At 58.1% G+C, this 23918-nt stretch carries 26 protein-coding genes and 1 pseudogene; 23 read left to right on the top strand and 4 right to left on the bottom strand.

Translation table 11 applies throughout. The features are described from left to right. From tilS to ispD, 6 genes are all read left to right on the top strand, one after another. A partial coding sequence (gene tilS / locus KGB23_RS25480; protein ID WP_223433033.1) for a tRNA lysidine(34) synthetase TilS occupies positions 1–906 on the top strand: 906 nt, incomplete at its 5' end. Positions 907–1180: 274 nt separating this feature from the next. Next, a complete protein-coding gene (locus KGB23_RS25475) occupies positions 1181–2812 on the top strand; it encodes a CTP synthase (RefSeq protein WP_150654832.1) in 1632 nt (543 codons plus the stop codon). A 5-nt stretch (positions 2813–2817) separates the two neighbouring features. Further along, complete coding sequence (gene kdsA, locus KGB23_RS25470) at positions 2818–3663, top strand: 3-deoxy-8-phosphooctulonate synthase (RefSeq protein ID WP_046054578.1); 846 nt, start codon at positions 2818–2820, stop codon at positions 3661–3663. Between the two features lie 156 nt (positions 3664–3819). Then, entirely contained in the window at positions 3820–5109 is a 1290-nt protein-coding gene (gene eno, locus KGB23_RS25465; protein ID WP_223433032.1) for a phosphopyruvate hydratase, read from the top strand. A gap of 172 nt (positions 5110–5281) precedes the next feature. Further along, positions 5282–5560 (top strand): cell division protein FtsB, encoded by a 279-nt coding sequence (ftsB, locus tag KGB23_RS25460; RefSeq protein WP_008028992.1) that lies wholly within the window; start codon positions 5282–5284, stop codon positions 5558–5560. Next, positions 5557–6264: a 2-C-methyl-D-erythritol 4-phosphate cytidylyltransferase gene (ispD, locus tag KGB23_RS25455; protein ID WP_223433031.1), complete on the top strand. Its 708-nt coding sequence runs from the start codon at positions 5557–5559 to the stop codon at positions 6262–6264. Before ftsB ends, ispD begins: the two co-directional genes overlap by 4 nt. On the opposite strand, the gene KGB23_RS25450 is transcribed toward ispD, so the two are convergent. Next, a complete protein-coding gene (locus tag KGB23_RS25450; RefSeq protein ID WP_223433030.1) occupies positions 6261–7157 on the bottom strand; it encodes a LysR substrate-binding domain-containing protein in 897 nt (298 codons plus the stop codon). The two genes, ispD and KGB23_RS25450, sit on opposite strands and share 4 nt — an antisense overlap. A 107-nt stretch (positions 7158–7264) precedes the next feature. On the opposite strand from KGB23_RS25450, the gene KGB23_RS25445 reads away from it, so the two are divergent. From KGB23_RS25445 to rpoS, 8 genes are all read left to right on the top strand, one after another. Next, positions 7265–8377: an S-(hydroxymethyl)glutathione dehydrogenase/class III alcohol dehydrogenase gene (locus KGB23_RS25445; protein WP_033059912.1), complete on the top strand. Its 1113-nt coding sequence runs from the start codon at positions 7265–7267 to the stop codon at positions 8375–8377. An 8-nt stretch (positions 8378–8385) separates the two neighbouring features. Further along, positions 8386–9231: an S-formylglutathione hydrolase gene (gene fghA / locus KGB23_RS25440; protein ID WP_223433029.1), complete on the top strand. Its 846-nt coding sequence runs from the start codon at positions 8386–8388 to the stop codon at positions 9229–9231. Between the two features lie 53 nt (positions 9232–9284). After that, positions 9285–9758, top strand: a complete 474-nt coding sequence (ispF, locus tag KGB23_RS25435; RefSeq protein ID WP_010462780.1) for a 2-C-methyl-D-erythritol 2,4-cyclodiphosphate synthase — start codon at positions 9285–9287, stop codon at positions 9756–9758. Beyond that, positions 9755–10813 carry a tRNA pseudouridine(13) synthase TruD gene (truD, locus tag KGB23_RS25430; protein ID WP_223433028.1) on the top strand — a complete coding sequence of 353 codons (1059 nt, stop codon included), beginning with the start codon at positions 9755–9757 and terminating at the stop codon, positions 10811–10813. Before ispF ends, truD begins: the two co-directional genes overlap by 4 nt. Continuing rightward, positions 10801–11550 (top strand): 5'/3'-nucleotidase SurE, encoded by a 750-nt coding sequence (surE, locus tag KGB23_RS25425; RefSeq protein WP_046046285.1) that lies wholly within the window; start codon positions 10801–10803, stop codon positions 11548–11550. Before truD ends, surE begins: the two co-directional genes overlap by 13 nt. 41 nt (positions 11551–11591) lie before the next feature. Beyond that, positions 11592–12227, top strand: coding sequence for a protein-L-isoaspartate(D-aspartate) O-methyltransferase (locus tag KGB23_RS25420; protein ID WP_177327881.1), 636 nt, complete (start codon positions 11592–11594; stop codon positions 12225–12227). A gap of 211 nt (positions 12228–12438) precedes the next feature. Further along, on the top strand, positions 12439–13296 hold the full coding sequence (locus KGB23_RS25415; protein WP_223433027.1) for a peptidoglycan DD-metalloendopeptidase family protein: 858 nt from the start codon (positions 12439–12441) through the stop codon (positions 13294–13296). A 104-nt stretch (positions 13297–13400) separates the two neighbouring features. Continuing rightward, positions 13401–14408, top strand: a complete 1008-nt coding sequence (gene rpoS / locus KGB23_RS25410) for an RNA polymerase sigma factor RpoS (RefSeq protein ID WP_008154012.1) — start codon at positions 13401–13403, stop codon at positions 14406–14408. A gap of 485 nt (positions 14409–14893) precedes the next feature. On the opposite strand, the gene fdxA is transcribed toward rpoS, so the two are convergent. Then, the gene (fdxA, locus tag KGB23_RS25405) at positions 14894–15217 is read right to left on the bottom strand and encodes a ferredoxin FdxA (protein WP_003222178.1); all 324 of its coding nucleotides are present in this window, start codon (positions 15215–15217) and stop codon (positions 14894–14896) included. Positions 15218–15359: 142 nt separating this feature from the next. Beyond that, on the bottom strand, positions 15360–17939 hold the full coding sequence (gene mutS / locus KGB23_RS25400; RefSeq protein ID WP_223433026.1) for a DNA mismatch repair protein MutS: 2580 nt from the start codon (positions 17937–17939) through the stop codon (positions 15360–15362). A 211-nt stretch (positions 17940–18150) separates the two neighbouring features. Here mutS and KGB23_RS25395 point away from each other — a divergent pair, with 211 nt between their 5' ends. The 4 genes from KGB23_RS25395 (at position 18151) to KGB23_RS25380 (ending at position 20888) form a co-directional block, all read left to right on the top strand. After that, on the top strand, positions 18151–18885 hold the full coding sequence (locus tag KGB23_RS25395; protein WP_223433035.1) for a helix-turn-helix transcriptional regulator: 735 nt from the start codon (positions 18151–18153) through the stop codon (positions 18883–18885). A 493-nt stretch (positions 18886–19378) separates the two neighbouring features. After that, positions 19379–19564 (top strand): Com family DNA-binding transcriptional regulator, encoded by a 186-nt coding sequence (locus KGB23_RS25390; protein WP_095128077.1) that lies wholly within the window; start codon positions 19379–19381, stop codon positions 19562–19564. 9 nt (positions 19565–19573) lie between these two features. Beyond that, on the top strand, positions 19574–20443 hold the full coding sequence (locus tag KGB23_RS25385) for a putidacin L1 family lectin-like bacteriocin (RefSeq protein WP_223433025.1): 870 nt from the start codon (positions 19574–19576) through the stop codon (positions 20441–20443). Between the two features lie 97 nt (positions 20444–20540). Then, positions 20541–20888 carry a phage holin family protein gene (locus tag KGB23_RS25380; protein ID WP_046046281.1) on the top strand — a complete coding sequence of 116 codons (348 nt, stop codon included), beginning with the start codon at positions 20541–20543 and terminating at the stop codon, positions 20886–20888. 147 nt (positions 20889–21035) lie between these two features. Here the strand turns inward: KGB23_RS25380 and KGB23_RS25375 are convergent, their stop codons facing one another. Beyond that, positions 21036–21182: a hypothetical protein gene (locus tag KGB23_RS25375; RefSeq protein WP_185752705.1), complete on the bottom strand. Its 147-nt coding sequence runs from the start codon at positions 21180–21182 to the stop codon at positions 21036–21038. 270 nt (positions 21183–21452) lie between these two features. Between KGB23_RS25375 and KGB23_RS25370 the strand changes: the two genes are divergently transcribed. The 5 genes and pseudogenes from KGB23_RS25370 (at position 21453) to KGB23_RS25350 (ending at position 23837) form a co-directional block, all read left to right on the top strand. Then, entirely contained in the window at positions 21453–22058 is a 606-nt protein-coding gene (locus tag KGB23_RS25370; RefSeq protein ID WP_223433024.1) for a tail fiber assembly protein, read from the top strand. 85 nt (positions 22059–22143) lie between these two features. Further along, entirely contained in the window at positions 22144–22371 is a 228-nt protein-coding gene (locus tag KGB23_RS25365) for a hypothetical protein (RefSeq protein WP_223433023.1), read from the top strand. Positions 22372–22384: 13 nt separating this feature from the next. Further along, a pseudogene (locus KGB23_RS25360) lies at positions 22385–22576 on the top strand (hypothetical protein); the annotation flags it as partial. A 35-nt stretch (positions 22577–22611) separates the two neighbouring features. Continuing rightward, entirely contained in the window at positions 22612–23175 is a 564-nt protein-coding gene (locus KGB23_RS25355) for a glycoside hydrolase family 19 protein (RefSeq protein WP_223433022.1), read from the top strand. A 161-nt stretch (positions 23176–23336) separates the two neighbouring features. Then, complete coding sequence (locus tag KGB23_RS25350) at positions 23337–23837, top strand: CinA family protein (protein ID WP_223433021.1); 501 nt, start codon at positions 23337–23339, stop codon at positions 23835–23837. The last annotated feature ends 81 nt before the right edge of the window (positions 23838–23918 follow it).

Below are 23918 nucleotides of genomic sequence, written 5' to 3'. Positions count from 1 at the left end.
GGGGTGAGGGGGTTGTCGGGGATGCCCCGCCAGCGCCCGCTCGGTAAAGGGCAGCTGCTTCGGCCATTGCTCGATGTCACGCGGGCTGAACTTGAAGCTTATGCGGCGGAGCATCGGCTGAGCTGGATCGAAGACCCATCGAACCAGGATCGGCAATTCTCGCGAAATTTCCTGCGCCATCAGGTGTTCCCGGTATTGACCAAGCGCTGGCCGCAAGCGGTAACGACCATGGCTCGCAGCGCTGCGCACCTGAGCGAAGCGCAGGGGTTGCTCGATGAGCTTGCGCAAATCGACCTGGCTGGCGCCAGCACTGCCAATAATTTTGATTGGCTGGGATTGCCGTCCCTGGAACTGGGGGCATTGGAAATGCTGTCCGCTGCTCGTCAGCGTAATGCGTTAAGTCATTGGCTCGAACCGCTGACGCGACTGCCGGACAGTGACCATTGGTCGGGTTGGGAGAATTTACGTGATGCCAGCGGCGATGCCTGCCCAATCTGGCGGCTGGCGGATGGCGAACTGCATCGGGCGGGTGGGCATATCTGGTGGTTGTCCGGTAGTTGGTTGCGCCCGCCGCCCACCGTCGGAAACTGGCCAGACCCCTCGCAATCGCTGGTGTTGCCGGACAACGGCGTGCTCACACTCACCGGCCAAATTCCCGATGGCCAGCTGCATATCCGCTATCGTGAGGGAGGTGAGGTGATGAATCTACCCGGTCGCGGCCATCGCGATTTGAAGCGATTGCTCAACGAAAGCGGCTTGCCGGGTTTCGTCCGTGGCAGATTGCCGCTGCTCTACCGAGGCGAGCAATTACTGGCCGTGGCCAACCTGCGGGGCTTGGACGGCAGCGCAAAGGACCGTTGGAATTTGCATTGGCAGCCGCCGCACGAAGATCAAGGTTTGAGCTGAAAGGGGCTTTCCGGTAGACTACGCTCCCTTCTTGATACAACTTCTGTGGATTCGCCTGAATTGCAGGAGTTGCCGATTACCAAGCAGTCTTTGCTGGGCGATTCCAAAAAATGTGTAGCGAGCAACGTACCGGTGTTTCATCTTCCGGTCTGTCCCAACGCGGCGGTTTTTTTGAAAGGTGCACTGTGATTAATGCAGGTGATCGGGGGCTTCGGCCTTCCTTCGCTTTCCCCGGCGGCTCGGACCGCTTTAACGCAGACTTCTAGGGTTTTTCATGACGCGCTACATATTCGTCACGGGCGGTGTTGTTTCTTCATTGGGGAAAGGCATCGCATCGGCTTCATTGGCGGCCATCCTGGAGGCGCGGGGACTTAAGGTCACCATGCTGAAGCTGGACCCGTACATCAACGTTGACCCGGGCACCATGAGCCCGTTCCAGCACGGTGAAGTGTTCGTCACCCACGACGGCGCCGAGACCGACCTGGACCTGGGTCACTACGAGCGGTTCATCCGCACGACAATGACCCAGAACAACAACTTCACCACCGGTCGTGTCTACGAACACGTCCTGCGCAAAGAGCGCCGTGGTGATTACCTGGGTGCAACCATTCAGGTGATCCCGCACATCACCGACGAAATCAAGCGCCGGATCATCAAGGGCGCCGGCGATGCCGACGTGGCCATGGTCGAGATCGGTGGCACCGTGGGTGACATCGAGTCCCAGCCGTTCCTCGAAGCCATCCGTCAATTGCGTTTCGAAGTCGGCGCCAAGCGGGCGATGCTGATGCACCTGACACTGGTGCCGTACATCGCCACTGCCGGCGAAACCAAAACCAAGCCTACTCAGCACTCGGTCAAGGAACTGCGCTCCATCGGCCTGCAGCCTGACGTGCTGGTCTGCCGCTCCGATCACCCGATCGACATCTCCTCGCGTCGCAAGATTGCTCAGTTCACCAACGTTGAAGAACGTGCGGTGATTGCGCTGGAAGACGCCGACACCATCTACAAGATCCCGGGCATTCTGCACGCTCAGGGCCTGGATGATTTCGTTGTCGAGCGTTTCGGCCTGCAATGTGGCGGCGCCGATCTGTCCGAGTGGGAAGCCGTGGTCGACGCCAAGCTCAACCCTGAGCATGAAGTCACCATCGCCATGGTCGGCAAGTACATGGAATTGCTGGACGCCTACAAGTCGCTGATCGAAGCGATGAGTCACGCCGGCATCAGCAACCGCACCAAGGTCAACCTGCGCTACATCGACTCCGAAGACATCGAAAACCAGGGCACTGCGCTGCTGGAGGGTGTCGACGCGATTCTGGTACCAGGCGGCTTCGGTCTGCGTGGCGTGGAAGGCAAGATCACTGCCGTTCAATACGCTCGCGAAAACAAGGTTCCGTACCTGGGCATCTGCCTGGGCATGCAAGTGGCCGTGATCGAGTTCGCTCGTAACGTGCTGGGCTGGAAAGACGCCAACTCCACCGAATTCGATCGTGCCAGCGGTCACCCGGTCGTGGGTCTGATCACCGAGTGGGAAGATGCCACCGGCGCCGTCGAAACCCGTACCGAAACGTCCGATCTGGGCGGCACCATGCGCCTTGGCGCTCAGGATTGCCTGCTGGAGCCGGGTTCCCTGGTGCACGATTGCTACGCCAAGGACGTGATCGTCGAACGTCACCGTCACCGCTACGAAGTGAACAACAACCTGCTGCCGCAAATCATGGAAGCCGGTCTGAAAATCTCCGGTCGCTCCGGTGATGGTGCGCTGGTTGAAGTGGTTGAAGCCCCGGATCATCCATGGTTCGTCGCTTGCCAGTTCCACCCTGAGTTCACCTCGACACCACGCGACGGTCACCCGTTGTTCAGCGGTTTCGTTAAAGCAGCTTTGGTTCAACACCAGAAGAAGGCGTAAATCCGATGGCCCAGAAGATCATCCGCGTAGGCGATATCGAGATTGCCAACGACAAGCCAATGGTGCTTTTCGGTGGCATGAACGTGCTGGAAAGCCGCGACATGGCGATGCAGGTCTGCGAAGAGTACGTAAAGGTCACCGAGAAACTCGGTATCCCTTACGTGTTCAAGGCCAGCTTCGACAAGGCCAACCGTTCCTCGGTGACCTCTTACCGTGGCCCTGGCCTGGAAGAGGGCATGCGGATTTTCCAGGACATCAAGCAAGCGTTCGGCGTGCCGATCATCACCGACGTCCACGAGCCTGATCAGGCCGCGGTCGTCGCTGAAGTCTGCGATATCATCCAGCTGCCGGCCTTCCTGTCGCGCCAGACCGACCTTGTGGTCGCGATGGCCAAGACCGGTGCGGTGATCAACATCAAGAAAGCCCAGTTCCTCGCACCTCAGGAAATGAAACACATCCTGAGCAAATGCGTGGAAGCGGGTAACGATCAGTTGATCCTCTGCGAACGCGGTTCGAGCTTCGGCTACAACAACTTGGTCGTCGACATGCTCGGCTTCGGCATCATGAAGCAGTTCGAATACCCGGTGTTCTTCGACGTGACCCACGCGCTGCAAATGCCCGGCGGTCGCTCTGATTCCGCCGGTGGTCGTCGCGCTCAGGTCACCGACTTGGCAAAAGCCGGTATGAGCCAGTCGTTGGCCGGCCTGTTCCTTGAGGCCCACCCGGACCCGGACAACGCCAAATGCGACGGCCCTTGCGCCTTGCGTCTGGACAAACTGGAGCCATTCCTGGCCCAGCTCAAAGCTTTGGACGAACTGGTTAAGAGTTTTCCGACGGTAGAAACCGCGTAATCCTCATTTCTCCGGTAAAGTACCGCACGAATTAATGCTCAGGCCCTCGGGTCTGGGCCTTATCGTCCGCAAGTCTGCCCGCTGCACATTACTTGCCGGCGATACAAGATTTCCTTCAGCTGCGTCGTTTTCGTCAACTTTGGAGTGTTTACAACAATGGCAAAAATCGTCGACATCAAAGGTCGTGAAGTTCTCGACTCCCGTGGCAACCCCACCGTGGAAGCGGATGTGCTTCTCGATAACGGCATCATCGGCAGTGCTTGCGCGCCGTCCGGTGCTTCCACTGGCTCGCGTGAAGCGCTCGAGCTGCGTGATGGCGACAAGAGCCGTTACCTGGGCAAAGGCGTTCTGAAAGCCGTTGGCAACATCAACGGTCCAATCCGCGACCTGTTGCTGGGTGCAGACCCAAGCGACCAGAAAGCGCTGGATCACGCGATGATCAAGCTCGACGGTACCGAAAACAAAGGTTCCCTGGGCGCCAACGCAATCCTCGCCGTTTCCCTGGCAGCCGCCAAGGCGGCCGCACAGGACCAGGACCTGCCGCTGTACGCGCACATCGCCAACCTGAACGGCACTCCGGGTGTTTACTCGATGCCGGTTCCGATGATGAACATCATCAACGGTGGCGAGCACGCCGATAACAACGTCGACATCCAGGAATTCATGGTTCAGCCAGTAGGCGCCAAGTCTTTCTCGGAAGGTCTGCGCATGGGCACCGAGATTTTCCATCACCTGAAAGCTGTTCTGAAGGCCCGTGGCCTGAGTACTGCTGTTGGTGACGAGGGTGGTTTCGCACCGAACCTGGCCTCCAACGAAGACGCTTTGAAAGTGATCTCCGAAGCCGTGGCCAACGCCGGTTACAAGCTGGGCACCGACGTGACCCTGGCACTGGACTGCGCAGCCAGCGAATTCTACGAAGACGGTAAATACAACCTGTCCGGCGAAGGCCAGGTGTTCACCGCTGAAGGTTTCGCTGACTACCTGAAAGGCCTGACCGAGCGTTATCCGATCATCTCGATCGAAGACGGTCTGGACGAGTCCGACTGGGCTGGCTGGAAAATCCTCACCGACAAGATCGGCGAGAAGACTCAGCTGGTAGGCGACGACCTGTTCGTAACCAACACCAAGATCCTGAAAGAAGGCATCGATAAAAAGATCGCCAACTCGATCCTGATCAAGTTCAACCAGATCGGCACCCTGACCGAAACCCTGGAAGCCATCCAGATGGCCAAGGCCGCTGGTTACACCGCCGTGATCTCGCACCGCTCCGGCGAAACCGAAGATTCGACCATTGCCGACCTGGCTGTGGGCACCGCGGCTGGCCAGATCAAGACCGGCTCCCTGTGCCGTTCGGACCGTGTTTCCAAGTACAACCAACTGCTGCGTATCGAAGAGCAGTTGAATGGCAAAGCCAAGTACAACGGTCGCAGCGAATTCCGCGGTTAATCGTTAACGGGTAAAAAAGACACCGGATTGTGTCGGAAAAATCGCTACAGCGATGGATTTGCCACTAATCTGATGCCTTATAAGCACAAGCCTGGGTCTTCCAGGCTTCGTGCTATCAGAAGCTTCAAAGTTTTGGCATGGCTGTCTTTTTTCACTGGATACCTGATATTCGATGCGCAGTCCCAATTGGTTGTTCCTCGTCTTGCTCCTGCTGCTGGCTGGCCTGCAATACCGCCTGTGGGTGGGTAATGGCAGTCTGGCGCAAGTGGCCGAACTGACTCAGCAGATCGCAGATCAACACGCTGAGAACGAGGGGCTGCTTGAGCGCAATCGAGTGATGGACGCTGAAGTCAGTGAATTGAAAAAGGGCATGGAGACCGTTGAAGAGCGGGCTCGTCATGAGTTGGGCATGGTCAAGGACGGTGAAACCCTTTACCAGTTGGCCCAATGACCCCCTCGTTACCGGCCTTCTGGGCTGTAATTCCTGCCGCGGGCGTCGGTGCCCGTATGGCCGCGGACCGTCCCAAGCAATACTTGCAACTGGGCGGGCGCACTATTCTTGAACACAGCCTCGGCTGTTTCCTTGATCATCCTTCCCTGAAAGGATTGGTGGTCAGTCTTGCTATTGATGATCCTTATTGGCCGAACCTGGCGTGTGCTTGCGATCCGCGAATTCAGCGGGTTGAAGGCGGCTCCGAGCGTTCCGGGTCGGTACTCAATGCGTTGCTGCATTTACATGCGCAAGGCGCTGACGATGAGGATTGGGTGTTGGTTCACGATGCCGCGCGGCCAAATCTGAGCCGTGATGATCTGGACAAGTTGCTGAGTGAACTCGCAGATGACCCGGTCGGTGGACTGCTGGCGGTTCCGGCCCGCGATACCCTCAAACGGGTCGACAAACACGGTCGCGTGGTCGAAACCGTGGATCGCAGTGTGATCTGGCAAGCCTATACGCCGCAGATGTTTCGCCTTGGTGCATTGCATCGGGCGTTGGCCGACAGTCTGGTGGCCGATGCTGTCATCACAGACGAAGCTTCTGCGATGGAATGGGCAGGTCTGGCGCCACGGCTGATTGAAGGACGCGCGGATAATCTCAAGGTCACTCGTCCCGAAGACCTTGAATGGCTGCGCCAGCGTTGGGCTAACCGCCGCTAAGTTGCGTACTCCGGCCTTTGCGCCAATCCTTCCTTCAAATAATCCACCAGCTTGCGCACCTTCGGCGATAAATGCCGCTGCTGTGGATAAAGCGCCCATACGGCAGTGTTCGGCGGTTGGTGGGCTTCCAGCAGTGAAATCAACTCACCGTTTTTCAGATGCTCCAGCACGTAGTAATCCGGCAGTTGGCACAATCCAACCCCTTGTAACGCCGCATCCAGCACCGCTTGCCCACTATTGCAGCGCCAGTTTCCCTGCACTCGCTGGGAAAATTCCCGCCCGTTCTGTTCCAGTTGCCAGATGTCCGAGCTACCAATGAGGCAGTTGTGGCGGCTGAGTTCCGACAAGCTATGTGGGCGGCCGTAGCGTTCCAGATAGGACGGCGATGCGCACAGGTACATGCGTCGTGGCGCCAGACGTGTCGCTACCAGCCGCGAGTCCTGCAGGCGACCGAGACGGATCGCCAAATCCAGCCCTTCGTGCACGAGGTCGAGTTGACGATTGCTCAGTTCGATATCGATTCGAAGTTGTGGGTAAAGACCCATGAAACGGGTTACCAGCGGCACGATGAAGCGCTCGCCATACGCCACGGCGCAGGTCATGCGCAGCATGCCTTTGGGTTCGCTGGTCAGGTCACCCACCGCTCGCAGTGCTTCCTCGCGACCATCCTGTAAGCGCTGGCAATGTTGCAGAAAGGTTTGCCCTGCCTCGGTCAGCGTGACCCGGCGGGTGCTGCGATAAAGCAGTCGCGTCTGAAGGCGCTCTTCGAGGCGTACTATTTGTCGACTGATGTGGGAGGAGGAAACTCCGAGGCGTTCCGCGGCAGCCGTGAACTGGCTGCACTCGGCCACGGCGACGAACTCGTCGATACCTTCCCAGCGGTTTTCGGACATCAAGGATTATCCCTGTATGGCAATAATGTTTTGCTTTTGTCCGGATTATTCACCGTCAGGCGGTGTATTACACTCACTGTCTCGTTTTTATTCACTGGAGAATCCACATGATCAAGTCGCGCGCTGCCGTTGCCTTCGAGGCCAAGAAACCCCTCGAGATCGTTGAAGTCGATGTCGCCATGCCCAAGGCCGGCGAAGTTCTGCTGCGAGTGGTTGCCTCCGGTGTTTGTCATACCGATGCCTACACGCTGTCGGGCGCGGACCCGGAAGGTATCTTCCCCTCAATCCTCGGTCACGAAGGTGGCGCGGTGGTTGAGGCGATCGGCGAGGGCGTGACCTCCGTCGCAGTCGGCGATCACGTGATCCCGCTGTACACCCCGGAATGCCGCCAGTGCAAATTCTGTCTGTCGGGCAAAACCAACCTGTGTCAGGCAATTCGCGCGACTCAGGGCAAAGGCCTGATGCCGGATGGCACTTCGCGCTTTTCCTACAAGGGCCAACCCATTTTCCACTACATGGGGACGTCGACGTTCTCCGAGTACACCGTGCTGCCGGAAATCTCCGTCGCCAAAATTCCAAAAGAAGCGCCACTGGAAAAAGTCTGCCTGCTGGGCTGCGGTGTCACCACCGGCATCGGTGCAGTCCTCAATACCGCCAAGGTAAAACCAGGTGATACCGTCGCCATTTTCGGCCTCGGCGGCATCGGTCTGTCGGCGGTGATTGGCGCCGTCAAAGCCAAGGCGGCGCGGATCATCGCCATCGACATCAACCCGGCCAAATTCGAGATCGCCAAGCAATTGGGTGCAACCGATTGTGTGAACCCGAAAGATTTCGATCGTCCGATCCAGGAAGTCATCGTCGACATGACCGATGGCGGCGTCGACTTTTCCTTCGAGTGCATCGGCAACGTGCAATTGATGCGTGCTGCACTTGAGTGCTGCCACAAGGGTTGGGGCGAGTCGGTAATCATCGGCGTCGCCGGTGCTGGCCAGGAAATCTCCACGCGTCCATTCCAGCTGGTGACCGGTCGCGTCTGGCGCGGTTCGGCGTTCGGTGGCGTGCGTGGCCGTACCGAGTTGCCAAGCTATGTCGAGATGGCTGAAACCGGCGAAATCCCGCTGGATACGTTCATCACCCACACGATGGGCCTGGAAGATATCAACAAGGCGTTCGACCTGATGCATGAAGGCAAGAGCATCCGTTCGGTCATCCATTTCTGAGGTCGGTCATGAGCCTGGAAAATATCTCCTGCCAGAAAAGCTTCGGCGGCTGGCACAAACGCTATCGGCACCGCTCCGATGTGCTCGGCTGCGACATGGTGTTTGCCGTGTACCTGCCGCCGCAAGCGGAGCAGGGTGGCAAACTGCCGGTGCTGTATTGGTTGTCCGGCCTGACCTGCACCGACGAAAACTTCATGCAAAAGGCCGGCGCCATGCGCATGGCTGCCGAACTGGGTCTGATCATCGTTGCCCCGGACACCAGCCCTCGCGGTTCCGATGTGCCGGGTGATCCGGATGGCGCCTGGGACTTCGGTCTCGGTGCCGGGTTTTATCTGAATGCCACGCAGGAACCCTGGTCCCGGCACTATCGGATGCATGATTATGTCGTGCAGGAATTGCCGGCATTGGTCGAAGCCCATTTCCCGGCGTCGGACAGGCGCGGCATCAGCGGTCACTCCATGGGCGGCCACGGCGCACTGGTCTGCGCGTTGCGTAATCCGGGGCGCTATCAGTCGGTCTCGGCATTCTCGCCGATCAACAATCCGATGGATTGCCCGTGGGGGCAGAAGGCCTTTTCCCGCTATCTGGGGGAAGACCGTTCGAAATGGCGCGAGTGGGATGCCTGCGCGTTGATTGCCGAGGCTGATGAGAAGTTGCCGCTGCTGGTAGACCAAGGTGATCGCGACGATTTCCTGGCCACCCAGCTCAAGCCTGAAGCCTTGCAACAGGCCGCCAAACTGGCCGGTCATCCGCTGACGTTGCGCCTGCAACCCGGCTACGACCACAGCTATTTCTTCATCGCCAGTTTCATCGACGACCACTTGCAACATCATGGGCGCGCTCTAAGCGCCTAATGTTCGACAAAGCAGGTAGAATCACGCCCTGACAAAAATCGGGGCGTTTTTTTATGCGTATTGGCCACGGCTATGATGTGCACCGTTTCGCTGAAGGCGATTTCATTACTCTGGGCGGCGTGCGGATTGCACACGGCTTCGGGCTGCTCGCTCACTCCGACGGTGACGTCCTGCTGCACGCCTTGAGCGATGCCTTGCTCGGTGCCGCTGCGCTGGGTGATATCGGCAAGCATTTCCCGGACACCGACCCGACATTCAAGGGCGCCGACAGCCGTGTGCTGTTGCGTCATGTCGTCGCACTGATCCACGCCAAGGGCTGGAAAGTCGGCAACGTCGATAACACCATCGTCGCCCAGGCGCCGAAAATGGCCCCGCATATCGAATCGATGCGCGCGCTGATTGCCGCGGATCTTCAAGTTGAGTTGGATCAAGTGAACGTGAAAGCTACCACCACCGAAAAGCTCGGCTTTGTCGGTCGCGAAGAAGGCATTGCCGTGCACTCCGTTGCCTTGTTGCTGCGCGCATGAACGAACTGCAATTGCTCGGCCCGCGGGCCTATGGCGAAGCCCTCGGCACCGCAGTATTGAAAGCCACGGCGGAAGATTTTCAGGTCGATGAAGTCCTCAATATCCCCCTCAGTGGCGACGGCGAACACTTGTGGATCTGGGTGGAAAAGCGCGGTCTGAATACCGAAGAAGCAGCCCGGCGGATCGCCAAGGCAGCGGGCGTGCCATTACGCACTGTCAGTTACGCGGGCCTCAAGGATCGTCAGGCGCTGACTCGCCAGTGGTTCAGCGTGCAGCTGCCGGGCAAGGCTGATCCTGATCTGTCGGCGGCGGAAAACGATACGCTGAAGATCCTCAAGACCGGCCGGCACAAACGCAAGCTGCAACGCGGTGCTCACTCGGCCAATGGCTTCACGTTGCGACTGACGCAATTCGCTGGCGACAAAGCGGCGATCGACGAGCGTCTGCAACTGATCGCCAAGCAAGGTATTCCCAATTATTTCGGCGCCCAGCGTTTTGGGTTTGACGGCGGTAACGTGGTCGATGCCCGTGCGTGGGCTGCTCGCAAAGCCTTGCCGGAGCAGCGCAACGTGCGTTCGCGTCTGCTCTCTACGGCGCGCAGCTTTCTGTTTAATCAGGTGTTGGCGGCCCGAGTCGCCGATGGCAGCTGGCAGCGTGCCCAGGTTGGCGATCTGCTGGCCTTCACCGACAGTCGCAGCTTCTTTCCGGCTGGTGAGGCCGAGTGCAGCGACCCGCGTCTGGCGATTCTCGATCTGCACCCGACCGGTCCGCAGTGGGGCGAAGGTGACTCGCCGGCCACTGGCGCTGTCCATGAACTGGAGCAGGCAATCGCCACTCGCGAAGCGGACTTGCGTGATTGGTTGATTAACGCCGGTATGAGCCACGAACGTCGCATCCTGCGGCTGCCCATTGGTGGGTTGACGTGGCATTATCCCGAGCCTGACATTCTGCAACTGGAATTCGTCCTCCCGGCCGGATGCTTCGCCACCGTATTGGTGCGCGAGCTCGTTGATCTGGTGCCGGTGGGGCAGACGGACAGCCCATGCGTATTCTGATTTCTAACGACGATGGGGTAACCGCACCCGGTCTCGCCGCGCTTTATGCTGCGCTGGCGGATTACACCGAATGCGTGGTTATCGCCCCGGACCAAGACAAAAGCGGCGCCAGCAGCTCGCTGACGCTCGACCGTCCGTTACACCCGCAAACCCTGGCCAACGGCTTTATCAGCCTTAATGGCACACCGACCGATTGCGTGCACCTGGGCCTCAATGGCTTGCTGGAGCGCGAGCCGGACATGGTGGTTTCGGGCATCAACCTGGGCGCCAACCTGGGGGATGACGTGTTGTATTCCGGCACCGTGGCGGCGGCCCTTGAGGGACGTTTCCTGGCGCGTCCTTCGTTTGCCTTTTCGTTGGCCTCACGGCAAGTGGAGAACCTTCCCACAGCCGCGTACTTTGCGCGCAAACTGGTAGAGGCTCACGCGGACCTTGAACTGCCACCGCGTACGGTACTGAACGTGAACATTCCCAATTTGCCGCTGGATCACATCCGCGGTATTCAGCTGACCCGCCTCGGACATCGCGCACGTGCTGCAGCGCCGATGAAAGTGGTCGATCCGCGCGGTAAATCCGGTTACTGGATTGCGGCGGCGGGGGATGCCGAAGACGGCGGCCCGGGTACCGATTTTCATGCGGTGATGCAAGGCTATGTTTCAATCACCCCACTGCAACTGGATCGCACCTTTAATGATGCCTTCAGAAGTCTCGATGGCTGGCTGGAGGGGCTGAACTAATGGCTCGTGAACAAGACGATATTCTGCGTCGTGGCATCGGGATGACCTCGCAACGGACCCGTGAGCGCCTTATTCAGCGCCTGTATGAAGAGGGAATTTGCAACGCCAAGGTGCTGGAAGTCATTCGCCGTACACCGCGTCACCTGTTCGTCGACGAGGCGCTGGCTCACCGTGCCTACGAAGACACCGCGCTGCCGATCGGCAATAACCAGACCATCTCGCAGCCTTATATGGTGGCTCGCATGAGCGAGTTGCTGCTGGAGGCAGGTCCTCTCGACAAGGTGATGGAAATTGGCACCGGCTCGGGCTACCAGACGGCTGTGCTGTCGCAGCTGGTCGAGCGGGTGTTTTCCGTCGAGCGCATCAAGGTTCTACAGGATCGGGCCAAGGAGCGCCTGGTGGAGCTGAACCTGCGCAACGTGGTGTTCCGCTGGGGCGATGGTTGGGAAGGCTGGCCGGCGCTGGCACCTTACAACGGCATTATCGTGACCGCGGTGGCGACTGATGTACCTCAGGCGCTGCTTGATCAATTGGCGCCGGGAGGGCGGCTGGTGATCCCGGTCGGATCGGGTGAGGTTCAACAATTGATGCTGATCATCCGGGAAGAGCAGGGCTTTTCCAGGCGTGTTCTGGGGGCTGTTCGCTTCGTCCCGTTACTCAATGGGCCGCTCGCCTGAGCATTTGTTTCAGGGCGCTGAATTCTCTTCGATTGCTCCTGTCTTACAGCGGCATCGATCAGTTAAACGGGATTCATCGTCAGGCAGCAAACGTGTGCGCCAAGCCATTTCGCTTCATTAAAGGTAAAGCCTGCACGGCCCGTTATACTTGCGACATTTCATGCCGGAACACGGCAATCCACATTTTCAGCCACCACAAAGGGAGCGGCGGGTGAGTCTCACAGTCATTGCGCAGCGAATGGGTAAAACGAGCTTTCAGCGCCTGGTGACTGGCCTTGTCTTGAGCACCTTGCTAGTTGGTTGCTCCAGCAACAAATCGAGCGAAGTACGTGTCGTCGATCGCAACAACGCCGTCGCCCAGCGTCCGGCAGTGACCACGGGTCAATACGTCGTCCGACCTAAAGACACCTTGTTCTCCATCGCCTTTCGCTACGGCTGGGACTACAAAGCCCTCGCGGCACGCAACAACATTCCTACGCCTTATACGATCCATCCGGGTCAGACGATTCGCTTTGACGGTCGCACCGGTTCAACGCCGACACCGGTGGCCAGCGCCATTGATTCAACACCTTCTTCGTCGCTGAAAACCACGGTTATCCGGCGCCAGGCGAATGGCGCAACCACCAGCACAGCAGTGGTTGCACCGTCCGTCGCCAGCAAGCCGACCCCTGCTCCGATGCCTCCTGCCGGTCCGGCCCCGACCGGCTGGGGGTGGCCATCTAATGGCATTCTCATTGGAAAATTCTCTTCAAACGGCAGTTTGAATAAAGGAATTGATATCGCCGGGGATTTGGGACAGCCTGTTTTAGCTGCGTCTGATGGGACGGTGGTATACGCCGGGAGTGGCTTAAGGGGCTACGGCGAATTAGTCATCATCAAACACAGCGATACCTACGTCAGTGCCTACGGACATAACCGCAGGCTGTTGGTTCGGGAGGGGCAGCAGGTCAAGGTCGGACAGACAATTGCCGAAATGGGGTCAACGGGTACAGACCGGGTGAAGCTGCATTTTGAGATTCGCCGACAAGGTAAACCTGTAGATCCGCTGCAATTCCTGCCACGTCGTTGATCGCTTCCAGCCTGTTCCGTCGCGTAGAGGGAACAGGCTCCAGCGTTGCCAAGGATAAAGGCGCCGCTTGAGCCTGAGGTCGAACTCACCAAAGGACTATAACAATGGCTCTCAGTAAAGAAGTGCCGGAGTTTGACATCGACGATGAGGTTCTCCTGATGGAGACCGGCATCGGGACGGATTCGATGTCGAATGATGAAGGGGCTGCTCCACCTTCCGTTCGTGCCAAATCCAAACACTCCGCTTCGTTAAAGCAACACAAGTACATTGACTACACGCGTGCGCTCGATGCCACGCAGCTGTACCTCAATGAGATTGGCTTTTCCCCTCTGCTGTCCCCCGAAGAAGAAGTTCATTTTGCGCGCTTGTCGCAAAGTGGAGATCCGGCTGGGCGCAAACGCATGATTGAAAGTAACCTGCGGCTGGTGGTGAAAATCGCCCGGCGTTACGTCAATCGTGGCCTGTCGCTGCTGGACCTGATCGAAGAGGGCAACCTCGGGCTTATCCGGGCGGTAGAGAAGTTCGACCCCGAACGCGGCTTCCGCTTTTCGACCTACGCGACCTGGTGGATTCGTCAGACCATTGAACGCGCGATCATGAATCAGACCCGGACCATCCGGTTGCCGATCCATGTGGTCAAAGAGCTCAACGTGTACCTGCGGGCTGCACGGGAGCTGACGCAAAAACTCGATCACGAACCCTCGCCCGAAGAAATTGCCAACCTGCTGGAAAAACCAGTGGGAGAGGTCAAGCGCATGCTCGGCCTGAACGAGCGGGTTTCTTCGGTCGACGTCTCGCTGGGTCCGGATTCGGATAAAACCCTGCTGGACACCCTTACCGATGACCGTCCAACCGATCCATGTGAACTGTTGCAGGATGACGACCTGTCCCAGAGCATCGATCAATGGCTCTCGGAGCTGACCGACAAGCAACGTGAAGTGGTGATACGCCGCTTCGGCCTGCGCGGTCACGAGAGCAGCACGCTTGAAGATGTAGGCCTGGAAATTGGCCTGACCCGGGAGCGGGTCAGACAGATTCAGGTTGAAGGCCTGAAGCGTCTTCGGGAGATTCTCGAGAAGAATGGCCTGTCGAGCGAGTCGCTGTTTCAATAAGTACTTTGCTGGCTGGCATTAAGAAGCCCCGACTGGTTCGGGGTTTTTTATTACCTCAGAGACAGGTTGGGGGTTCCCTCCGTCATCATCTCTGGTTTGTAGCCTCTCGCTGTAAGTGTTTGCTTACTCTTTCGTAAGTGTTCGCTAATTCCATGGGTAGCAGCTGTATATATTCCTACGTGAGATATGATTAACTAATTGATTTATATGATTATTTATTAATATTAATAGCTTGTGACAGGCAGTTTCAGCTAGCGGGGGTGATTGCTCTTGGTAGGGAATTCTCTAGTATCTGAACTGTGTCGACGGACAGACACGCCCTTCAAGGATGAGGGGAAAGGACATCGCAGGAAGCGATTCATCAGGACGATGAAAAGGAACACAGGGAATAGGGAAAAAATGTGGGCGGGTCAAACCGCCCCTTTTTTTTGCCTGCAGAAAAGCAAAAAGGCCCACAAGGGGCCTTTTCGAGAACGCGGGGGTAATCAGCGTTCGAGGTCTTTGATCTTGCCTTTGACACCATCCCACTCTTCGGCATCGGGCAACGATTCTTTCTTCTCGGTGATGTTGGGCCAGATTTCCGCCAGCTCAACGTTCAGCTGAATAAACTCCTGCATGTCTTCCGGGACTTCATCTTCGGAGAAGATGGCCACGGCAGGGCATTCTGGTTCGCACAGTGCGCAGTCGATGCACTCATCCGGGTGAATCACCAGGAAGTTCGGGCCTTCGTAAAAGCAGTCCACCGGACAGACTTCTACGCAGTCGGTGTACTTGCACTTGATGCAGTTGTCGGTGACGACGAAGGTCATTTCTAATTTTCTCCTCAGGCGGCGGCAGCGGAGCCCCTTCACGTTGGGGTCGCCAGGTTTGGGAGCGATAGTCTGCTGGTCAGGCTATAAGCCAGCAGCATCCCAAACCGCGCGAGATTCTAACAGCTTGCAGGCAAGTGCGTTAGATCCGTGTCTTTAGTGTATAGAGCATTTCGAGCGCCCGACGCGGTGTCATGTCGTCCAGATCAAGTTTGGCCAGATCATCCAGCACCGGATGCGGCAGGCTGGCGAACATGTCGCTCTGCTGCGGCGCGGCCGGTTTGCCCTTGGCAGTCTTGGGAACTTCATGAGGCAGGGCGGTCGCTTCCAGCCGACCCAGGTGTTCGCGAGCGCGCACGATCACTTCGCTCGGCACACCGGCCAACTGCGCAACCGCAAGGCCGTAGCTCTGGCTGGCAGGCCCTGGCAGCACGTGGTGCAGGAATACGATGCGTTCGTTGTGCTCGGTGGCATTAAGGTGAACGTTGGCCACCAGCGGTTGCGCCTCCGGTAGTACCGTCAGCTCGAAGTAGTGGGTGGCGAACAGCGTATAAGCCCGCAGATGCGCCAGGCGTTCGGCCGCAGCCCACGCCAGGGACAGACCGTCAAAGGTGCTGGTGCCGCGACCGACTTCGTCCATCAGCACCAGGCTGCGCTCGGTGGCGTTGTGCAGGATGTTCGCGGTCTCGCTCATTTCGACCATGAAGGTCGAACGCCCGCCGGCCAGGTCATCGCTGGAACCGATCCGGGTAAAGATCCGGTCCACCAGAGACAACTCGCAACTGGCTGCCGGCACGAAACTGCCGATGTGTGCCAGCAGCACGATCAGAGCGGTCTGGCGCATGTAGGTGGATTTACCACCCATGTTCGGACCGGTGATCACCAGCATGCGGGTGTTGTCGTCGAGGCTCAGGTCGTTGGCCACGAACGGCGTGGTCAGCACTTGCTCGACCACCGGGTGACGACCCTGGCTGATGCGCATGCATGGCTCACTGACGAAGCGCGGGCAGTTCAGATCGAGGTTCAGTGCACGTTCGGCAAGGTTGCTCAGCACGTCCAGCTCGGCCAGTGCCGCGGCGGTGTCCTGCAACGGTGGTAACTGGGCGATCAAATCTTCGAGCAGTGCTTCGTAGAGCATCTTCTCGCGTGCCAGGGCGCGGCTCTTCGCTGACAGCGCCTTGTCTTCGAACGCCTTCAGTTCCGGCGTAATGAAGCGCTCGGCACCTTTCAACGTCTGGCGGCGGATATAGTCTGCCGGCGCCGACTCAGCCTGCTTGCTTGGCAACTCGATGAAGTAGCCATGAATGCGGTTGTAACCGACTTTCAGGTGCGACAGACCGGTACGGGCCTTCTCGCGGGCTTCGAGGTCGATCAGGAACTGGCCAGCGTTTTCGCTGAGCGATTGCAAATCGTCCAACTCGGCGTCGTAACCGGTTTTCAACACACCACCGTCACGGATGACGGCGGGCGGGTTGTCGATAATGGCTTTTTCCAGCAGTGCCGCCAGTTCCGGGTAGGTGCTGGTGGTCTTCGCCAGTTGAATGATGTGCGGAGCTTCCAGCTCAGTCATTGCCACTTGTAACTCGGGCAAGGCACCGAGCGCATCGCGCAGGCGAGCCAGGTCACGAGGGCGGGCATTGCGCAGGCCGATCCGCGCCAGGATTCGCTCGATGTCGCCGATTTCCTTGAGCTGCGGTTGCAGCTTTTCGAAACGGTAGGCGTCGAGCAGGCAGGTGATCGAGGTCTGGCGCGCCAGCAATACGGTCAGGTCCCGCAGCGGACGGTTCAGCCAGCGGGTCAGCAGACGGCTGCCCATGGCGGTCTGGCAGCGATCGACCACCGATTGCAACGTGTTGTCGCGACCGCCAGCCAGGTTGGTGTCCAGTTCCAGGTTACGACGGCTCGCGCCGTCCAGCACCACGGTGTCGTCCAGGCGTTCATGACGCAGGCTGCGCAAGTGAGGCAGGGCGGTGCGCTGGGTTTCCTTGGCGTAGCTGAGCAGGCAACCCGCGGCGCCGATGGCCAGGGTCAGGTTCTCGCAACCGAAGCCTTTCAGGTCTTGGGTCGAGAATTGTTGGCAGAGACTTTTCAGTGCCGAATCACGCTCGAAATCCCACGGCGCACGGCGACGAACCCCACGACGTTTCTCCGCCGGCAGATCCTTCGGCCAGTCATCCGGGATCATCAGTTCTACCGGATTGACCCGCTCCAGTTCCGCCAGCAGGTTTTCCCAGCCCTTGATCTCCAGCACGGTGAAGTTGCCGCTGGTGATGTCCAGCACCGCCAGACCGAACAGTCGCTCGTCACCCAGCACCGCCGCGATCAGGTTATCCCGACGCTCATCCAGCAGCGCTTCGTCACTGACCGTACCCGGTGTGATGATCCGCACCACCTGACGATCCACCGGCCCTTTGCTGGTCGCCGGGTCGCCGACCTGCTCACAGATCACCACCGACTCGCCGAGCTTGACCAGTTTCGCCAGGTAACCTTCCGCGGCATGGTAAGGAATCCCACACATCGGAATCGCCTGACCCGCCGACTGCCCACGGGCGGTCAGGGTGATGTCCAGCAATTTGGCGGCCTTCTTCGCGTCTTCGTAGAAGATCTCGTAGAAGTCGCCCATGCGGTAGAACATCAGCTGGTCAGGGTGCTGGTTTTTCAGGCGCCAGTACTGCTGCATCATTGGCGTGTGGGAGGACAGATCAGAGAGCGCTTTATTCATCGGATAATCAGGCAAATTCGTTGAAAGGTGTAGGGCAAAGGAGGGGCATCGGCCCGGCTTTTCCGCGATGGGCGCAAGGTTAACATGGGCGGTCCACCCGACGCAGGCATGAAAGCCCTGCGATACATTTCTTCTGTCTATGCACGGCATATGCGCAATTTATGCAATTTGGCATTTGTCTTCCGCGAAAAGAACAAGCACTATGCGCTTTATGCAAAAACGCAATGTTTCTACCGTCTTAAGAGCGCTGCTCGATCAGCACGGGATCTCCCCCACGGAGCTTCACCGTCGCACCGGCGTGCCTCAATCCACTCTCTCGCGGATCCTCAGCGGGAAGATCGTCGATCCCTCGGATAAACACATCTCGAAGATCGCCGAGTACTTCGCCGTCAGCACCGACCAGTTGCGGGGCCGTGCGGATGTCGCGCCGGCAGCCAGCACCGGGCGCGATCAATTGCATTCGGAACTCAGGGACATAAGTCTGTGGGACGACGATACGCCCGTCGATGATGACGAGGTATCGGTCCCCTTTCTTCGCGAGGTTGAATTGGCTGCAGGATCAGGAAGGTTCGTCATCGAAGAGAGCGAGCGCTCTAGCCTGCGCTTCGGCAAGCGGAGCCTGCGCCACAATGGCGTTCAGTTCGACCAGGCAAAATGCGTGACGGTGCGCGGCAACAGTATGTTGCCGGTACTGCGCGACGGCGCCACCGTAGGCGTTAATGCCGGCAAGTGCGGGATCGGCGATATCGTGGATGGCGACCTTTATGCCATCAACCACAACGGCCAGCTGCGGGTGAAACAGCTTTATCGCCTGCCTACCGGGATTCGCCTGCGCAGCTTCAATCGCGATGAGCATCCGGACGAGGACTACACCTTCCAGGAAATCCAGGAGGAGCAGATCGTCATCCTCGGTCACGTCTTCTGGTGGGGCATGTACGCCCGTTAACCTTACCGCTGTCAGATAAAACCCGCCACTGAGCGGGTTTTTTTTCGCCTGTCGAAAAGCCGTCAGCGCCTTTGCCTGCGGGGTTTTCATGCGTCAATGCATTTATGGCGCATAAATAAATGCGTTTATGCATTGACTGTATATGCATCCATGCATATTCTTTGTCTCAAGCAGCTCAAAAGCAGCTCGAAACGAAGCTCTTTAGTTCCACCACAAAGGCAGCGATGAACCGGCCTCAACGGTTCAGAGGGTTGGCAACTGACCCGGGTGTGCAGCGTAAAGCACCACAAGCAGTTATCCGGCGGGCAGGGACCGCGGTCGGAAAAACAATATGAATCGATCCGTACCGCGCCAGTAGCGCCGAAAGGTCAACGCGAAGGACCGCATTACTGAAAAGCCCGGCAAGCGCCGGGCTTTTTGGAATGCCTGCCTCGTCCGAGGTTTATCAACCTCAACTACAGAAAGGATTCGGCAGAAGCCAGGAGGCATCTCGATGTTGAAAGATTGCAGATGTGGGCAGTGCAAAAGACTTCTCGCCCGAGTGGGTGAGTACACCGAGCTCCAGATCAAATGCTCCCGATGCGGAACATTGAATCATGTGAAGGCCGCGAGCCTTGAGCGATCGCCATTGAGCGACATGAAAGCGCAATCCTGCGCACCAAACCATTCGACTCAATAGGTGATAAAAATGGCAGGACCACTAGGACCACCCCGTATTCAGTTCACAAACAATGGCAGCCCGGTGTTGCCACCGCGCAACTCGATGAGCCCGGGTCAGTATCTTGAGTCGCCGAGCAAGCGGTTCAAACTGCTGCTGCAACCGGACATGAACCTGGCGCTCTACGATAATGGCGCACTTGCCTGGGTGGCTGACGGGAACGCTTACACGAACACTCTCAATCCTGTAGCAGCGGTGCCTAACTGTTTCTACGTGTATTACAGCGGGGTTCTTGTAGACCACACCCGTAACCGTTGCTGGACGACGGTCAATACCACGGCAGTGGACAGTGTCGAGGCAGCCGCGAATCGCACTTATCTTCAAGTGCAGGACGACGGCAACATTGTGATCATCGACTCGCAGACGCTCTGGAATGCTACTCCGTCAATACCTGTCGTGACGGGAAGCGCCGCGGTCATTTTTCCGGGCCCCTCCGAGTTGGTCAGAGGGCAGCCTTACTTTGCCGGTGACGGCGCCATCATCTTCCAGGGCGACGGCAACGTTGTGAACTACGGCCCGAACTGGAGTGTTCGCTGGGCCAGTTATACGCAGAACAAAGGCGCGGTGAAGGCGGTGTTCCAGGCAGACGGCAACTTCGTTGTTTATGCAGCGAATGACGTTCCGCTTTGGAATTCGGGAACCGGTGGCCGTCCGGGGGCTTCTTTGCGCCTTCAACCCAATGGCAGCCTGGCGATCGTCCAGGATGTGCCTGTCTGGGCGCGTTTCGGCTATACGCCGACCATTCGCGCTCGAAAAATCTACTACCCGAACACCACAAGTCCCGAGCATAACGGTACTGCACCGTATCCAACTTACGGTCATATCGGTTGGGAGTTTTAAGGGTAGAGCCAAGGACTCCCTGCCAGGTGGCAGGGCGTCTTGTTTTATTGCGCAGGACTTTTCCGATTTAGGCCATTCACCCCCCAGGAGGCGTGACATGACAAACGAGCAACAAGCGTTGCTGGACATGCCGATCTGGCTGGTCATCGTTCTCGCCCTGGTGGGTGGGGTGTCCGGCGAAATGTGGCGCGCTGACAAGGAGGGCGCCCGCGGCTGGTCATTGCTGCGGCGCCTGGCCTTGCGATCCGGGGCCTGCATGGTCTGCGGGGTCTCGGCCATCATGCTGCTGTATGCCGCCGGCGTGTCGATCTGGACGGCTTGCGCGTTCGGTTGCCTGACGGCGATGGCCGGGGCGGACGTTGCCATTGGCCTTTATGAACGCTGGGCGGCCAAGCGGATTGGCGTTTGCGAAGTGCCGCCGCGAGATCCTCGCCAGGATCACTGAACACAAAGCCCAATGGAATGGCGAGCAGCGGTGCCGACCGGCATCCGGCCCGCAAGGACGCGGGTTTTCCAAGGCCAGTACCTTTCTCTAAACCCGCCAACAAGCGGGTTTTTTATTGCCCGGTGAAAACACCATGAAGATCCCCCCCTAATTAGCCAACTGCGTGATCACTGCCCAAGTCTTGCCGGTCGCGTGGCTGCTGGCATCGACCTCGAAACGCTGCAAGCCGGTACCCCGAGGGTTGTTGACGAAGGTCGCAGTGTTGACCCAGGTCGAATGGCTGGTAGTTGGCAAGTTGATATATTGAAGTCACACAGACATGAACTAAAAAGCGACATGTTGGGTGTTCCCTCAGGTGCAGGGTCAGTCGCTCCCGATGCTCTATTCAATCAAGGTCCGAGCAGTCTTGGTTTTACCGAAGTTACCGAAGTTACCGAAGTTACCGAAGTTACAGGAGTTACAGGAGTTGCCGAAGTTACAGGAGGTATAGAAACGCGTCCACGAAATGTTGCCTACCCAGGCAGAATAAAACTCATCTGAAATTAACGCTGGTCTGCGTTTTTAATGGATGCTCAAGATTTTTCAATAGAGGTGTTTATGGTTTATTACTATTTTTCTGAAACAACGCAGGAATTGTTCGGTCCGGTGGAGTTGCCGGTGATCCCCGGTATGGGCGTTGTCCTGCCAGGCAATGCGATAGAGTTGCCGGAAGCATTGCCGGCCGCCGAAACGGGCTATGTCTGGGTCTGGCGTAACGGTGCCGCTTCGCAACTGATCGATTTGCGCAACCGCGAGGCGTATCGCAAAGACACAGGTGGCGTTGAAATCTGGTTCGCGTTGGGCCCGTTGCCTGACTATCTGACCTTCAAGCCTCGTCCCGGCGAATATTATGTTTGGCTGAATGATGACTGGGTGCTGGACTTGGCTGCCGAACTAACAGGCAAAACCGCTCAAGCCAACGCCCAGCGAGACAGTCGTCTGTTTCAGATTGTTATTCGCGTCGCGCCGCTGCAATACGCTTATGAACTAGGTGAGGCCACCAGTGTTCAACTGGCCACTCTGCAAGAGTGGAAACGCTATACGCTCAAGTTGATGGACATTGAACAGCAACCGGACTTCCCGATGATCATTGACTGGCCGGCTTCACCTGTCAGTGGCGTAACCGTATAAACCCTGGAGCTTATTGATAACTGGAAGTGCAGTCGTGTGTTACCAGCACACGGCTGCCTGCAAAATACCAACGGAAGGATATACCGTGGACTATCCCAATAGTGTCCCCAGCGCCGGTTTGGTGGACGTCAAGTTTGTCGATGAAACCCCGATCATGGGGACTCCGACGTCTTTTTCTTCGCTCGTGGCCACCCGTGTGGGCGGCGACGGGGCGATGCTCATCCTGGTCGGGAGCACCGGTACCAAACAGGGCTGCCGCCTGAAAGCCCGGAATTTTTCCGGTCAGGTACAGGCGGGGTGGAGCGTGAACTAGTGATAGCCAGTTATCGGCCACGGACAGTATGGTCGCCCGCGACAGGGACGAACTGGAGGGCGGCGGCGGTACAACATTGACCACCGATCAATACGCCGAATTGCAGGCCTATCGCCGTGCACTTCGGGATTGGCCGCAAGGGTCGTTCTTTCCTTTCAGCGAGCATCGACCCAGTGCGCCACTTTGGCTGGCTGGATATCTTTGACACGAACCAGACACTCGTCAGGGCCTGGGGGCTATATGACAGTTACGCAGCAACAATTACAGATCGTTATGCCCCGCGCTCGCTCCCAAGCGGGCGTTTTCATTTCCGTCCTGAACACAGCCATGTCTCACCGCAACATCAACATCCCCAAACGTATCGCCGCCTTCCTCGCGCAAGTCGGTCACGAATCAGGGCAGTTGCAGTACGTGCGTGAGTTGGGCAGCGCTCAATACTTGAGCAAGTACGACACTGGCGCACTGGCTGTCCGCCTTGGCAATACGCCAGAGCCTGACGGCGACGGTCAAAAGTACCGTGGCCGAGGCCTGATTCAGATCACGGGCCGCGACAATTACCGTCAGTGCAGTCTCGGACTCTTCGGTGATGATCGTTTACTGTTTTTGCCGGAACTGCTGGAACAACCCCAATGGGCCGCCGAATCAGCCGCGTGGTTCTGGGAGCAAAATGGCTTCAACGAGCTGGCCGACCGCGACCAGTTCAACAGCATCACTCGCCGCATCAACGGCGGCCTGAACGGTTTACAGGATCGCTTGCAACTCTGGGCGCGGGCGAGGGCGGTGTTATGCCAGCCTTCGGTTTGATGCCGATATCTTACTGCGTCATTGGCGTTGTTGTGTTTCTGGCTGTGTTGGCAGGCTTATATCAGAGCCCTCGCTCGCTAACATTTTGATCGATCCTGCGCCTTGCAAGCGCGTTACGCTCGTGTACGGTAGTTCTCATTCCGCTTGCTCAGGAGATGACCGTGAAAGAAATCACCCAACTGGCCGCTGAACTTGGCAGGCGCTTGCAGGTTCTCAATGCTCACGTCACCGCCGCAGAATCCTGCACCGGTGGCGGGATCAGCGAGGCGATCACCCGGATTCCGGGGAGTTCGGCATGGTTCGAGGCTGGTTATGTCACCTATTCCAATCGCCAGAAAACCGAGCAATTGAATGTTCCGGTCGAGTTGTTTTCGACAGTGGGAGCGGTCAGTCGCGAGGTGGTCGAGGCCATGGCCCGAGGCGCGCAGGAGAAAAGCCGGGCGCGTTTTGCCGTGGCGGTCAGCGGTGTGGCGGGGCCGGATGGCGGTTCGCCGAGCAAGCCGGTGGGCACCGTGTGGCTGGCTTGGGGCGTTGGTGAACAGGTGTTCAGCGAGGTGCAGTACTTTCCCGGCAACCGTGACGAGGTCCGCCGACAAACGGTGAAGGCCGCGCTAGAGGGGCTGCTGCGCCATGCTGCTGGAGAAATCTCAAATCAGGGGTAGGCGATCCTGAAACGCTGTGGAATAATACTGGCTACTTATACAGGTGTTGGCCGTCAGGCCTTATTGATTACGTGAGGACTT

The sequence above is a fragment of the Pseudomonas sp. GL-B-26 genome, assembly GCF_019947405.1.
In the GTDB taxonomy this organism is placed as follows: domain Bacteria; phylum Pseudomonadota; class Gammaproteobacteria; order Pseudomonadales; family Pseudomonadaceae; genus Aquipseudomonas.
The sequence above is the reverse complement of the archived record's forward strand: the minus strand, read 5'-3'. Positions and strand labels throughout refer to the sequence as shown.

Coding starts and splice junctions, on each gene's coding strand:
- KGB23_RS25475 (WP_150654832.1), top strand. CDS start 1,181: ATGACGCGCTACATATTCGTCACGGGCGGTGTTGTTTCTTCATTGGGG.
- kdsA (WP_046054578.1), top strand. CDS start 2,818: ATGGCCCAGAAGATCATCCGCGTAGGCGATATCGAGATTGCCAACGAC.
- eno (WP_223433032.1), top strand. CDS start 3,820: ATGGCAAAAATCGTCGACATCAAAGGTCGTGAAGTTCTCGACTCCCGT.
- ftsB (WP_008028992.1), top strand. CDS start 5,282: ATGCGCAGTCCCAATTGGTTGTTCCTCGTCTTGCTCCTGCTGCTGGCT.
- ispD (WP_223433031.1), top strand. CDS start 5,557: ATGACCCCCTCGTTACCGGCCTTCTGGGCTGTAATTCCTGCCGCGGGC.
- KGB23_RS25450 (WP_223433030.1), bottom strand. CDS start 7,157: ATGTCCGAAAACCGCTGGGAAGGTATCGACGAGTTCGTCGCCGTGGCC.
- KGB23_RS25445 (WP_033059912.1), top strand. CDS start 7,265: ATGATCAAGTCGCGCGCTGCCGTTGCCTTCGAGGCCAAGAAACCCCTC.
- fghA (WP_223433029.1), top strand. CDS start 8,386: ATGAGCCTGGAAAATATCTCCTGCCAGAAAAGCTTCGGCGGCTGGCAC.
- ispF (WP_010462780.1), top strand. CDS start 9,285: ATGCGTATTGGCCACGGCTATGATGTGCACCGTTTCGCTGAAGGCGAT.
- truD (WP_223433028.1), top strand. CDS start 9,755: ATGAACGAACTGCAATTGCTCGGCCCGCGGGCCTATGGCGAAGCCCTC.
- surE (WP_046046285.1), top strand. CDS start 10,801: ATGCGTATTCTGATTTCTAACGACGATGGGGTAACCGCACCCGGTCTC.
- KGB23_RS25420 (WP_177327881.1), top strand. CDS start 11,592: ATGACCTCGCAACGGACCCGTGAGCGCCTTATTCAGCGCCTGTATGAA.
- rpoS (WP_008154012.1), top strand. CDS start 13,401: ATGGCTCTCAGTAAAGAAGTGCCGGAGTTTGACATCGACGATGAGGTT.
- fdxA (WP_003222178.1), bottom strand. CDS start 15,217: ATGACCTTCGTCGTCACCGACAACTGCATCAAGTGCAAGTACACCGAC.
- mutS (WP_223433026.1), bottom strand. CDS start 17,939: ATGAATAAAGCGCTCTCTGATCTGTCCTCCCACACGCCAATGATGCAG.
- KGB23_RS25395 (WP_223433035.1), top strand. CDS start 18,151: ATGCAAAAACGCAATGTTTCTACCGTCTTAAGAGCGCTGCTCGATCAG.
- KGB23_RS25390 (WP_095128077.1), top strand. CDS start 19,379: ATGTTGAAAGATTGCAGATGTGGGCAGTGCAAAAGACTTCTCGCCCGA.
- KGB23_RS25385 (WP_223433025.1), top strand. CDS start 19,574: ATGGCAGGACCACTAGGACCACCCCGTATTCAGTTCACAAACAATGGC.
- KGB23_RS25380 (WP_046046281.1), top strand. CDS start 20,541: ATGACAAACGAGCAACAAGCGTTGCTGGACATGCCGATCTGGCTGGTC.
- KGB23_RS25370 (WP_223433024.1), top strand. CDS start 21,453: ATGGATGCTCAAGATTTTTCAATAGAGGTGTTTATGGTTTATTACTAT.
- KGB23_RS25355 (WP_223433022.1), top strand. CDS start 22,612: ATGACAGTTACGCAGCAACAATTACAGATCGTTATGCCCCGCGCTCGC.